The organism is Arthrobacter sp. 10T413_2 (assembly GCF_056394205.1).
This window is the reverse complement of record NZ_JBFTHK010000128.1, coordinates 1-12337: the sequence shown is the minus strand read 5'-3', so window position 1 is coordinate 12337 and position 12337 is coordinate 1. Positions and strand designations below refer to the sequence as shown.

The window sequence follows — 12337 nt, the reverse complement described above, 5'->3', positions numbered from 1 at the left end:
GTGCAGCGATGGAGATGGTCGCGTAGACCAGGCCCTTGTAGCCGAAGATCGGCTTGCGGCTGAAGACCGGGAAGATCTCCGAGACGATGCCGAAGAACGGCAGGGCGATGATGTACACCTCAGGGTGGCCGAAGAACCAGAACAGGTGCTGCCAGAGGACGGCACCGCCGTTCGCCGGGTCGAAGATGTGGGCGCCAAACCGGCGGTMGGCACCGAGCGCAAACAGTGCGGCGGCCAGCGGCGGGAAGGCCATCAGGACCAGGATGGACGTCACGAGGGCGTTCCAGGTGAAGATCGGCATGCGCCACATGGTCATGCCCGGGGCACGCATGCAGATGATCGTCGTGATGAAGTTGACGGCGCCGAGGATGGTGCCGAAGCCCGAGAGCGCCAGGCCGAAGACCCAGAGGTCACCGCCCACGCCGGGGCTGAACGTCGTGTCAGACAGCGGCGCGTAAGCGAACCAGCCGAAGGACGCGGCACCCTGCGGGGTGATGAATCCGGACACCGCAATGGTGGAACCGAAGAGGAAGAACCAGAAGGCCAGTGCGTTCAGTCGCGGGAACGCGACGTCGGGTGCACCGATCTGCAGGGGCATGATGACGTTGGTGAAGCCGGCGAAGAGCGGCGTCGCGAACATCAGGAGCATCACCGTGCCGTGCATGGTGAAGAGCTGGTTGTACTGCTCTTTGGTCTGCAGGATCTGCATGCCCGGCTCGAAGAGCTCGGCACGGATCAGCAGCGCCATGRTGCCGCCGAAGCAGAAGAAGATGAACGACGCGATCAGGTACATGTACCCGATCGTCTTGTKGTCGGTCGAGGTGATCCAGTTGACGACGATGCGTCCCTTGGATTTGGGTACTACGGGAGCCTCGAGGATCCCGGCGGATTGAGTGTAAGTTGCCACGTCGCTCCCCTTACTTGGTTTCGGTCGGGACCGGGTTGCGGTCGTACTCGTCACCGAGCAGGCCGGTGTTCCCGTCCTGGCGCAACTGGTTCATGTGCGCCTGGAACTCCGAGTCGGAGACAACCTTCACGCGGAACAGCATTTCGGAGTGGTACTCGCCACAAAGTTCGGCACACTTGCCGTCGTAGGTTCCCTCTTTGGTGGGAGTGAACCGGATGTAGTTGGTCTTGCCGGGGATCATGTCACGCTTCTGCAGGAACGCAGGCACCCAGAAGGAGTGGATGACATCGCGGGAATTCAGTTCGAGGTCAACCGACTTGTTGACCGGCAGKTAAAGGGTGGGCAGCTTTTCCTTGTCCACGTCGTTACCGGTCAGGTGGGCCTGGACGCCGGCTTCATGGACGTCGTCGGTGATGACGTCGCCCTTCTTGTAGTTGAAGTCCCATGCCCACTGCTTGCCGCGGACGTCGACGACGACGTCGGCCGGCTTGGAGCGGTCATCGATCTGCTGCTGGTCGCGGTCGGTGAAGTAGAAGAACACCAGGACCATGAAGAGCGGGATCGTCAGGTAGAACACTTCCAGGGGAAGGTTGAAGCTGTTCTGACGGGGGAAGCCCACCGTGCCCTTGCGGCGACGGTAAGCAACGATGCACCAGATCATCAGGCCCCAGGTGATGATGCCGACGACCAGCGCGGCAATCCATGAGTTGACCCAGAGGTCCATGATGCGGTCAGTATTACTGGTGGTGCCACGTTCGGTGGGCAACCAGCCCCTCTGTACCTCTGGTGAACATCCAGTCAAAGCCAACGCGCCGGCTAGTGCCAAGCCAGTGATCGTAGTGATCTGTTTGCGTCGGCTGCCGGTTCGGTTCTGCGAACTMACAGACGGCCCTTCCTACTTGTTGCTGTTGCCCCGCGAATTACGGGCAGGGCAAACGAAAAGTTTTACTACTCGGTGTAGAGCTTACCGCTCCCCGGGAGTTTTCGCCCACATGTCCGCGCCGTGCGTCGGGACCTTTTTCCGGGTGCCGCTCGTTGAGGCCCGGACGGCACTAAGGCCGGGCAATATGCCCGGCCTTAGTGGAAGGAATTAGTGGAAAGAATCCCCGCAGGCGCAGGAGCCGCCGGCATTCGGATTGTCGATMGTGAAGCCCTGCTTCGAGATCGTGTCCTCGAAGTCGATGCTGGCGCCGCTGAGGTAAGGAACGCTCATCTTGTCGACGACGACTTCCACGCCGTCGTAGTCGCGCACAGCGTCTCCGTCGAGCAGGCGCTCGTMGAAGTAGAGCTGGTAGATCAGGCCGGAGCAACCGCCGGGCTGCACGGCAACGCGCAGGCGCAGATCAGTGCGGCCTTCCTGCTCGAGGAGGCTGCGGACCTTGCCGGCCGCGACGTCAGTCAGCATGACTTCGTGCGTGGCCAGCTCGCCGGCCTCGGGGGCCGTGGCGTCGGCGCTGTTTTCATTGGTTGTAGTGCTCATGGCCTACCTTCTTGCAACGGTGGTGGCGGCCCCGCTTCCACGGTGCCCGCCCCTACTTAAACGGTATGGGCTATAGCTACATGCTACGTCGATCAGCCCTGTAGCTCTAACTCCTGACGTAACCGTCCCAGCACGCTGGATGTTCCCCGGGAACGGGGGTTAGAGCGCGCCTTCCTCGTTGAGGCGCGCCAGCAGCAGGGCCTCGGCGATGATCGCGTTCCGGAAGTCGCCAAGGTGCAGGGATTCATTGGCGCTGTGGGCCCGGGAATCGGGATCCTCGACTCCGGTMACCAGGATCTGCACGTCCGGGTACAGCTCGGTCAAATCCGCGATGAACGGGATGGACCCGCCGATCCCCATTTCCACCGCCGGCACRCCCCAGGCTTCGCCGAGGGCCCACATGGCCACGCTCGCGGCCTTGGAGGCCGTGTCCGTCAAGAAGGAGTTGCCGCTCTCCCCCGGCGTGAACACCACGTGCGCGCCAAACGGCGCATTGGCTTCGACGTGCTTGCGGACGGCTTCCATGGCGGCTGCCGGATCCTGGCCGGGAGCCAGCCGCAGGCTGAACTTGGCCCGGGCGCGCGGCAGCAGGGTATTGGACGCGACGTCGACGGCCGGAGCGTCAAAACCGATGATCGACAGGGCCGGCTTGGTCCACATGCGTGAGGCAATGCTCCCTGTGCCGGCGAGCTTGACGCCGTCGAGCACGGAAGCGTCCGCCCGGTATTCCTCTTCGGTCAGGTCCACGGTGACGTCGTCGCGGCTMACGAGGCCCTCGATCGCGACGCTGCCGTCGGCGTCGTGAAGGGTCGCGATCAGGCGGGACAGCAGGGTCGGCGCGTCAAGCACCGGGCCGCCGAACATGCCCGAATGCACCGCGTGGTCCAGCACCTTGACCTCGATGGTGCCGTCCACCAGGCCGCGAAGGCTCGTGGTCAGGGCCGGGATGCCGACCTTCCAGTTGCTGGAGTCGKCCACGACAATCACGTCAGCGCGCAGCAGTTCGCGGTGGGTCTCGAGGAATGTCCGGAACGTCGGCGAGCCGGCCTCTTCTTCCCCTTCGAAGAAGAATGTCACGCCGAGGCCAAGCTCGTCCCCGAGCACGCGCGTCACGGCGGAGTACGCGGCGATGTGGGCCAGGATGCCCGCTTTGTCATCCGCGGCGCMGCGGCCGAAGATCCGCCCGTCGCGTTCGACGGCGGTAAAGGGGTCGGTTTCCCACAGCGCGAGATCGCCGGTGGGCTGGACGTCGTGGTGGGCGTAGAGCAGAACGGTGGGCYTGCCGGCGGCGGCCGGGCGGCGGGCGACGACGGCGGGCCCGCCTGGCGTTCCGTCTTCCTTGTCGCAGCGGAGGATCCGGACGTCTTCGAAGCCGCTGGCGCGCACGAGGCCGGCGACGGCGTCTGCGCTGCGGTTCAGCGGCGCCGGGTCAAAGCTGGGCCAGGCGATGCCCGGAATGGCGACAAGGTCCGTCAGCCGGCTGATCGTTTCATCGAACGATTCCGACACGGCCTGGCGGAGGGCCTCGGCATCGATGGTGCCGGCGTGGTCCATGGTGGTTTGCGGGTTCCCCGCGGTTGATGAAGTCATGGCGAAAACACTACCGTGTGCTGGATCACGGCAAACAGTGTCAGGGCGTGGCCGACCGCGTGTGTGCTGGGTCTCGCGCCGGGATCTGCGGGGTATTCTTTAGGGGTGTTTGGACGAAAAAAGGAAGCGCCCGCGGCGCAGAACGTAGTTGACCAGCAGGCGGCCGAGGCGGCAGCCCKGGGCACCGTGACCGGCAAGGGCGCGCCCACGCCCAAGCGGAGCGCCCAGGAGGCCGCCCGCAAGCGGCCGCTCGTGCCGGAAGACCGCAAGGCTTCCAAGGCGGCCGAGCGCGCCGCCGTCACGGAGCAGCGGCTCAAGATGCGGCAGGCCATGGACAGCGGTGACGAGAAGTTCCTGCCGGTGCGCGACAAGGGTCCGCAGAAGCGTTTCACCCGTGACTACGTCGATGCCCGCTTCAGCCTGGGCGAGTACCTCATGTTCGGGGCACTCCTGTTCGTGGTCATCTCGCTGCTGGTGCCGGCTTCCAGCCAGCAGATGATCTACGTCCTGGGCGCCTTCTGGGTCATGTTCCTGGCCGTCTTCGTGGATGTCTTCATCCTCTCCCGCAAGCTCAAGAAGCGGCTCAGCGAGAAGTTCGGCGAGGTGGAACGCGGCACCGTCTGGTACGGCTCGATGCGCTCCCTGCAGTTCCGCCGCCTGCGCCTGCCCAAGCCGCAGGTCAGCCGCGGAGAGTTCCCMGTCTGATCATTCGTCCCTAGGATTTCCAACCACGAAGCCCCCGGCAGTTCATACTGCCGGGGGCTTCGTCGCGCGGGGCAGGCGGCCCGGCCCGTGGCGGCTTAGCGCCGGCTCGGGTGCGTGGCCAGCAGCCGGTTGATGCGGGCGGCCCAGAACGGGCCTTCGTACAGAAACGCCGTGTAGCCCTGAACGAGGGTGGCGCCGGCGTCCAGCCGCGCCTGCACATCCTGGGCGGTTTCGACGCCGCCCACGGAGACGAGGGTCAGTGCGCCGCCCGTAACGGACTTAAGCCGGGCCAGGACCTCCAGCGACCGCTTCTTCAAGGGCGCCCCGGAGAGTCCCCCGGCCCCGCAGGCCTCGACCTTGTCCGGGATGGCTGAGAGTCCGGTGCGGGCGATGGTGGTGTTGGTCGCGATGATGCCATCCAGCTTCAGGTCCAGCGCCAGGCGCGCGACGTCGTCGATGTCCTCGTCGCTGAGGTCGGGTGCGATCTTGACCAGAAGAGGAACGTGGCGGCCGGCGGCTTTGTCCGCTTCCTCGCCGACAGCAGTCAACAGCGGGCGCAGGGTCTCAACGTCCTGCAGCAGCCGCAGCCCGGGCGTGTTGGGCGAGCTGACGTTGACCACCAGGTAGTCGGCGGCCGGGGCGAGGCTGCGTGCGCTGATCAGGTAGTCGGAGACTGCATCCTCGAGTCCCACCACCTTGCTCTTGCCGATGTTGACCCCGATCACGGGCCGCACGCCGGGGTAGTGCCGCTGCAGGGCTGCCCGCGCGGACTTCAGCCGCGGAGCCACCGCCGCGGCGCCGTCGTTATTGAACCCCATCCGGTTGATGACGGCCCGGTCCTCCACGAGGCGGAAGAGCCGGGGTGCCGGATTGCCGGGCTKGGCCTGGCCGGTGATGGTGCCGACTTCCACGTGGCCGAAGCCCAGCTCGGTGAGCGCCTCGATGCCGTGGCCCTCCTTGTCGAAGCCGGCCGCGAGGCCGAACGGCGACGGGAAGGTCAGGCCAAACGCCTCGGTCTGCAGGGACGCCGCCGGGGCGGTGAACTTCTGCAGCACCCGGCCGGCGCCGCAGCTGTGGGCCAKCCGGATGGCCTTGAACCCGATTCTATGGGCGCGTTCGGCGTCCATCCATGAGAAGGCCAGCCGGAAGAATGTGGGATATACGCGCATGCCTCTAGTTTTCCGGTTCGGGCCGTCCAGACCAAACCAGCGCACCACGGGCGACCGTTGTGACTGGGGTATGACTGCCTTTGCAGCTGCAGTGCCCCCTGCCGTGGATGCGGCGGCCCAAGAGCGCCKGGKCGCGTTAGCATGAAGCCATGACCAGCAATGATGGTGTCGGGACGGGCAGCCGTGGGGTGCCGGGGCGCCGGATAGTGGCCGATGTCGTGGTGGTCGGCGCGGGCCTGGCCGGGCTCGTGGCGGCGGCGCAGGCGTATGCGGGCGGCCGGCGGGTGGCGGTGCTGGATCAGGAGCCGGAGGCATCCGTCGGCGGCCAGGCACACTGGTCCTTTGGCGGCCTCTTCCTGGTCAACTCCCCCGAACAGCGCCGGCTCGGCGTGCGGGACAGTGAAGAGCTGGCCCTCGCCGACTGGCACGCGTCCGCCGGATTCGACCGGCCCGAGGATGCGCTGGCGAAGGAGTGGGCGGCGGCGTACGTGAACTTCGCGGCCGGGGAAAAGCGCGCCTGGCTCGCCTCGCTGGGCGTCAGGCTGTTTCCCCTGGTGCAGTGGGCCGAACGTGGCGGCTACGGCCCGKACGGCCACGGCAACACGGTCCCGCGCTTCCACGTCGCGTGGGGCACGGGACCCGCCCTGCTGGCGCCCTTCCTGGCCAAACTCCGTGAAGGCGTTGACGCCGGACGCGTGAGCTTCCATTTCCGGCACCGCGCCACCGGGCTCATCAAGACCGCGGGCCGGATCAGCGGCGTCCGCGGCGAGCTGCTCGCGCCCAGCGCCGCGGGGCGTGGCGAAAAATCCTCCAGACACCKGTCCGGCAACTTCGAGGCCGCGGCCGCAGCCGTCGTGGTCACGACCGGCGGGATCGGCGGGAACCACGAGTCGGTCCGCAGACAGTGGCCCGGAGGCGGGGCGCCGGAAACGATGTTGAGCGGTGTGCCCGACTCGGTGGACGGAGACTTCCTGCCGGCCGTGAGCCTGKCCGGCGGGAACCTCATTAACGGCGACCGGATGTGGCACTACCCGGAGGGTATCCATAACCATTCCMCGGTGTGGCCGCGGCACGGCATCCGGATCCTGCCCGGGCCTTCGGCCCTGTGGCTGGATGCGAGGGGGCGGATGCTGCCCCCTCCCCTGTTTCCCGGCTTCGACTMCCTCGGGGCGCTGCGCCACATTCTGGCCACCGGACATGCCCATTCGTKGTTCGTCCTTAACAGGACGATTGCCCTKAAGGAGTTCGCGCTTTCCGGCTCCGAGCAGAACCCGGATCTCACGGGCAAGGACGTCCGGCTGCTGGCCTCGCGGCTGCGGCCGGGCAGCGACTCGCCGCTCCAGCGGTTCCTGGACCGGGGGGTCGACTTCCTGCAGGCCAAGACCCCCGCCGGGCTGGCCGGGAAGATGAATGACCTTACCGGCGCCGGGCTCATTGCTGCCACGGAACTGGAGCGCCTTGTCCGTGCCCGCGACCGGCAGTTTTCGAGCGGGTTGGGCAAGGATCCGCAGCTGGCCGCCATCCGGGCCGCCCGTCGCTTCGCCACGGACAAGATCATGCGGGTGGCGCCACCGCACCGGCTCACGGATCCGCGGCACGGGCCGCTGCTTGCCGTCCGGCTCTCGGTCCTGACGCGCAAGAGCCTCGGCGGGCTCCACACGGATCTGCAGTCGCGGGTGCTGGACGCCGCCGGTCAGCCCGTGCCGGGACTGTTCGCGGCCGGTGAAGCCGCCGGGTTCGGCGGCGGCGGAATCCACGGCTACCGCGCACTTGAGGGGACGTTCCTGGGCGGGTGCCTCTTCTCCGGACGMTCTGCGGGCCGCGCCGCGGCGTTGGCCGCCTAGTCAGCAGTACAGTCAGCAGCATGGGAGGAATGTCGATGCAGTGGCAGACCGACATCCTGGGGGACGATTTCCAGGCATGTGCCTTCGAGGCGGCCGGCCCAGACGGCGTACTGCGCACCGCCACCCTGGTCCGCCACACCCCCGCCGGGCAGGGAGGCGCCCCCGGGGCAGAAACCGCGCTGCCGGCGCGGGCGGTCCTGTTCCTGCACGGGTGKAGTGACTACTTCTTCAACGAGGAACTTGCGGAGTTCTGGACCGGCAAGGGCTTTGAGTTCTTCGCCCTGKACATGCACAACCACGGCCGCAGCCTCCGGCCGGGAACCCACGGCGGCTACGTCGCGGACCTGGACAACTACGACKCCGAGATCACGGCGGCGATCGGCATCATCGGCTCACTCCGGCCGGCCGGCGCGGCACCGCAACTGGCGCTCATGGGCCACTCCACCGGCGGCCTGATCGCGGCACTATGGGCGGACCGGYACCCGGGGGTGGCGTCGCAGCTGGTCCTGGACAGTCCGTGGCTKGAAGTCCATGGCAGCCCGGCGTTKCGCCGCGCCGCGCGGACCATGGTGGAGCCCTTCGCCCGGTTCTGGCCCGAGTCGGTGATCCGGCTGCCGGAGCGGGCCTTCTACTGGCGCAGCATCAGCAGCGCGGCTGAGGGCGAATGGGCACTGGACKACGCCTACCGTCCGCCGCATGCCTTTCCKGTCCGTGCCGGCTGGCTCAGCGCGGTGCTCTCCGGACAGTCCAAGGTGGCCCGCGGCCTGACCATCKACGTACCCATCCTCGTGCTCATCTCAGCGGCCAGCGCCAACGGGATGTTCTGGAAGGAGTCCATGCGCCGCACCGACGCGGTCCTGGACGTCAACACAATCGCCCTGCGCGCCCTGAGCCTGGGCCGCACCGTCACGCTGGAGCGGATCGACGGCGCGCTGCACGACGTCTTCCTCTCGGCACCCCGGGTCCGCGCGGACGCCTATTCCCGGCTGTCCCGCTGGATGAGGGCGTACGTGTTCGACTGAGGCTCAGGCGCCCTGGCTGCCCGTGGCGGGAGCGGCGTCGACCGCTCCGCCGTACCGCCGGTCGCGCTGGGCATAGATCTCGACGGCGTCCCAGAGCGTCCGCCGGTCCACGTCCGGCCACAGGGTGTCCAGGAACACGAATTCGGCGTAGGCGGACTGCCACAGCATGAAGTTGGAGAGCCGTTGTTCGCCGGAGCTGCGCAGGAACAGGTCAACATCCGGCAGGTCGGGCTCGTCCAGGAACTTCTGGATGGTCCGTTCGGTGATGGCCCCCGGCTTGAGCCGGCCCTGCGCCACTTCCTCCGCGATCGCGGCGACGGCATCGGCGATCTCGGCGCGTCCGCCGTAGTTGRCGCACATGTTCAGGGTGCAGGTGCTGTTGCCGCGGGTGTAGTCCTCGGCCTCTTCGAGTTCGCGGATCACCGAGCCCCACAGTTTCGGGCGCCGTCCGGACCAGCGGATGCGGACCCCCCACTCATCGAGCTGGTTCCGCTGCCGGCGCAGCACGTCCTTGTTGAATCCCATGAGGAAGCGCACCTCCTCCGGGGACCGGCGCCAGTTCTCGGTGGAGAAGGCGTACACGCTGACGTGCTCGATCCCCAGTTCGATCGCGCCTGCCATGACGTCCAGGAGGGCTGGCTCCCCCGCCTTGTGGCCCTCGATCCTGGGCAGGCCGCGCTGGTTGGCCCAGCGGCCGTTGCCGTCCATGACGATCGCGACGTGCCGCGGAATGAACTCCGCGGGGATGGCGGGCGGAACAGCGCCGGACGGGTGCGGGTAGGGGGCCACCACTGGGGCGGTCCGGCGCCGGACCGCGCCCTGCTTTGCCTGGCTCTTCTCCAGGTTCCTTCCCAAGCTTCTTCCCAATGCCACTTCTACGTTCGCTCCACATGTTTGAGGGATTTCAGGACTCTCTCCAGGTGCCACTGGAGGTAACTGGCCACCAGGCCGGCCGCTTCCCGCCGGTGAACGGACGCCGAGGCATCCGCCGTCGTCCAGTTCCCGGTGAGCAGGGCACCCAGCAGGAGCACCGTTTCCGCGGCCGGCGCCGGGGAACCCGGCGGGCGGCACTCGGGGCAGAMCATGCCGCCCAGCGGTGCGGAAAAGGCGGTGTGGGGCCCGGGTGCACCGCACCGGGCGCAGTCGGTGAAGCTGGGCGCCCAGCCGCCGGTCGCGAGAGCGCGCAGCAGATACGAGTCCAGGATGAGTTCGGGGGCGTGGTCACCCCGGCTCAGCGACGCCAGCGCTCCGACCAGCAGGTTGTATTGGGCGGTGCCGGCTTCGCCGTCGACGTCGGTGAGCCTCTCCGCCGTCTCGGTCATGGCCGCGGCCACCGTGTAGCGGCCGTAGTCGGCGGCGATGTTGCCGCCGTAGGCGCCCTTGGCCACGGCCTGCGTCACAACGTCCAGCGTGCGGCCGGAAATCAGTTGAAGATCGGCCACCATGAACGGCTCCAGCCKGGCGCCGAAACGGCTGCTGGTGCGGCGGACACCCTTCGCCACCGCACGGACCTGTCCGTGATGCTTTGTTAGCAACGTGATGATCCGGTCCGCCTCGCCCAGCTTGTGGGTGCGCAGTACGACGGCGTCATCCCGGTAGGCGCGCGCTGCAAAGGATTGTTGGACCACAGTTAATCTTCGCACTCTCTGTGCGGAAACACGGCACGGGCAACGCCCTGTTGGCGCAAAGAAGACTGYGCCGCCGGAAGGTTCCGGCGGCGCAGTGCGCTGTGCCTCAGCTGTGTCAAGGGGCGAATCAGGCGCGGGCGTCCCGGATGGCCCGGTTCACGGCCGAGATGACCGCCTTGAGCGAGGCCGTAATGGTGTTCGCGTCGATCCCGACACCCCACAGCACCCGCTCGCCCACGGCGCATTCGACATACGCGGCGGCCAGGGCGCTGCCGCCCTCGGACAGGGCGTGCTCGCTGTAGTCCAGCACGCGGACGTCGACGCCGTCCTCGCGCAGGATGCTCAGCAGGGCCGCGATGGGGCCGTTGCCGGTGCCGGTGCGACGGACCTGGGCGCCGTCGATCTTCAGCGACGCGGTCAGGGTCATCGCCCMGGCCTCGTCCGTTTCGGTGCCAATCGCCCCGAGCGCGTAGCGTCCCCACTGGGTGTCGGCGGCCGTTGACGGCAGGTATTCGTCCTRGAAAACCTGCCAGAGCTGGGYGCCGCTGACCTCGCCGCCCACGGTGTCGGTCTGCTTCTGGATGACGCCGGAGAACTCGATCTGGGCGCGGYGYGGCAGATCCAGGTTGTGCTCGTTTTTCAGCAGGTAGGCTACGCCACCCTTGCCGGACTGCGAGTTGACGCGGATGACGGCCTCGTAGCTGCGGCCGAGGTCCTTCGGGTCGACCGGCAGGTACGGGACCTGCCAGGTGTAGTCGGCGACGTCCTTGCCGGCGGCGGCGGCATCCTTTTCGAGGGCTTCCAGGCCCTTCTTGATGGCGTCCTGGTGCGAGCCGGAGAACGCGGTGAAGACGAGGTCCCCGCCGTACGGTACGCGCTCGGCGACCGGCAGCTGGTTGCAGTACTCCACCGTGCGGCGGATTTCGTMGATGTTGGAGAAGTCGATCATGGGATCGATGCCCTGGACGAACATGTTCAGGCCCAGGGTCACCAGGTCCACGTTGCCGGTCCGTTCGCCGTTGCCGAAGAGGCAGCCTTCGATCCGGTCGGCGCCGGCCAGGTAGCCGAGCTCGGCGGCGGCGACGCCGGTACCKCGGTCGTTGTGCGGGTGCAGGGACAGGATGATGCCTTCCCGCGGGTGCAGGTTCCGGCTCATCCACTCGATGGAGTCGGCGTAGACATTGGGGGTGGCCATCTCGACCGTGGCGGGCAGGTTGATGATGACCTGGCGGTCCGCCGATGCCTCGAAGACGTCGGCGATCGCGTTGCAGACGCGCACGGCGTAGTCCAGCTCGGTTCCGGTGAAGGACTCGGGCGAGTATTCGTAGGTGATGTGCGTGTCGGCGAGGGTTTCCTCGTACTTCMTGCACAGCCGGGCGCCCTGCAGGGCGATGTCCAGGATGCCGTCTTCGTCCTGGTTGAAGACCACGCGGCGCTGGAGGACGGACGTGGAGTTGTAGAGGTGGACGATGGCCTGCTTCGCGCCGACCAGGGACTCATACGTCCGCTCGATCAGGTGTTCACGGGCCTGGGTCAGCACCTGGATCGTGACGTCGTCGGGGATGTGGTTGCCCTCGATCAGCTGCCGGACGAAGTCGAAGTCCGTCTGCGACGCCGAGGGGAACCCGACTTCGATCTCCTTGTAGCCCATCCGGACCAGCAGGTCGAACATCTTCAGCTTCCGGGCCGGGCTCATGGGATCGATGAGGGCCTGGTTGCCGTCGCGCAGGTCCACAGCGCACCAGCKCGGGGCCTTGGTGATGATCTTGTCCGGCCAGGTGCGGTCCGGCAGTTCAACGGTGATCTGGTCCTGGAACGGGATGTAACGGTGGACCKGCATTCCTGAGGGCTTCTGTGCGTTTCGCATTACTATCGGGGCCTTTTCTTTGATTCTTGGTGAAAGGGTGGCCGGGCAACACAAACTCCGCAGCGAGGGTTGGCCTTGCGCTAGATCGCGTCTGAGGCCTCGCCGCGTCAGCTAAGAAGAAGCAG

General features: G+C 67.2%; 11 protein-coding genes. 3 read left to right on the top strand and 8 right to left on the bottom strand.

Annotation, left to right across the window (positions count from 1 at the left end):
- The 4 genes from AC1DBQ_RS17065 to AC1DBQ_RS17050 all read right to left on the bottom strand — a co-directional run.
- A partial coding sequence (locus tag AC1DBQ_RS17065) for a cbb3-type cytochrome c oxidase subunit I (protein ID WP_476929643.1) occupies positions 1-907 on the bottom strand: 907 nt, incomplete at its 3' end.
- A 10-nt stretch (positions 908-917) separates the two neighbouring features.
- The gene (gene ctaC, locus AC1DBQ_RS17060; protein WP_476929642.1) at positions 918-1733 is read right to left on the bottom strand and encodes an aa3-type cytochrome oxidase subunit II; all 816 of its coding nucleotides are present in this window, start codon (positions 1731-1733) and stop codon (positions 918-920) included.
- A gap of 264 nt (positions 1734-1997) precedes the next feature.
- The gene (locus AC1DBQ_RS17055; RefSeq protein ID WP_476929641.1) at positions 1998-2387 is read right to left on the bottom strand and encodes a HesB/IscA family protein; all 390 of its coding nucleotides are present in this window, start codon (positions 2385-2387) and stop codon (positions 1998-2000) included.
- A 159-nt stretch (positions 2388-2546) separates the two neighbouring features.
- Positions 2547-3977: a M20/M25/M40 family metallo-hydrolase gene (locus tag AC1DBQ_RS17050; protein ID WP_476929640.1), complete on the bottom strand. Its 1431-nt coding sequence runs from the start codon at positions 3975-3977 to the stop codon at positions 2547-2549.
- Positions 3978-4082: 105 nt separating this feature from the next.
- On the opposite strand from AC1DBQ_RS17050, the gene AC1DBQ_RS17045 reads away from it, so the two are divergent.
- Positions 4083-4682, top strand: coding sequence for a DUF3043 domain-containing protein (locus AC1DBQ_RS17045; protein ID WP_476929639.1), 600 nt, complete (start codon positions 4083-4085; stop codon positions 4680-4682).
- A gap of 95 nt (positions 4683-4777) precedes the next feature.
- Here the strand turns inward: AC1DBQ_RS17045 and AC1DBQ_RS17040 are convergent, their stop codons facing one another.
- The gene (locus AC1DBQ_RS17040; RefSeq protein WP_476929638.1) at positions 4778-5851 is read right to left on the bottom strand and encodes a quinone-dependent dihydroorotate dehydrogenase; all 1074 of its coding nucleotides are present in this window, start codon (positions 5849-5851) and stop codon (positions 4778-4780) included.
- 149 nt (positions 5852-6000) lie between these two features.
- Between AC1DBQ_RS17040 and AC1DBQ_RS17035 the strand changes: the two genes are divergently transcribed.
- Both AC1DBQ_RS17035 and AC1DBQ_RS17030 read left to right on the top strand, forming a co-directional pair.
- On the top strand, positions 6001-7695 hold the full coding sequence (locus AC1DBQ_RS17035; RefSeq protein ID WP_476929637.1) for an FAD-binding dehydrogenase: 1695 nt from the start codon (positions 6001-6003) through the stop codon (positions 7693-7695).
- 35 nt (positions 7696-7730) lie between these two features.
- Positions 7731-8717, top strand: coding sequence for an alpha/beta hydrolase (locus tag AC1DBQ_RS17030; RefSeq protein ID WP_476929636.1), 987 nt, complete (start codon positions 7731-7733; stop codon positions 8715-8717).
- A 3-nt stretch (positions 8718-8720) separates the two neighbouring features.
- Here the strand turns inward: AC1DBQ_RS17030 and AC1DBQ_RS17025 are convergent, their stop codons facing one another.
- The 3 genes from AC1DBQ_RS17025 to leuA form a co-directional block, all read right to left on the bottom strand.
- Complete coding sequence (locus AC1DBQ_RS17025; protein ID WP_476929635.1) at positions 8721-9572, bottom strand: isoprenyl transferase; 852 nt, start codon at positions 9570-9572, stop codon at positions 8721-8723.
- Positions 9573-9592: 20 nt separating this feature from the next.
- Positions 9593-10345 (bottom strand): DNA repair protein RecO, encoded by a 753-nt coding sequence (gene recO, locus AC1DBQ_RS17020; RefSeq protein WP_476929634.1) that lies wholly within the window; start codon positions 10343-10345, stop codon positions 9593-9595.
- 127 nt (positions 10346-10472) lie between these two features.
- Positions 10473-12212, bottom strand: a complete 1740-nt coding sequence (gene leuA, locus AC1DBQ_RS17015; RefSeq protein WP_476929633.1) for a 2-isopropylmalate synthase — start codon at positions 12210-12212, stop codon at positions 10473-10475.
- Positions 12213-12337: the final 125 nt, after the last annotated feature.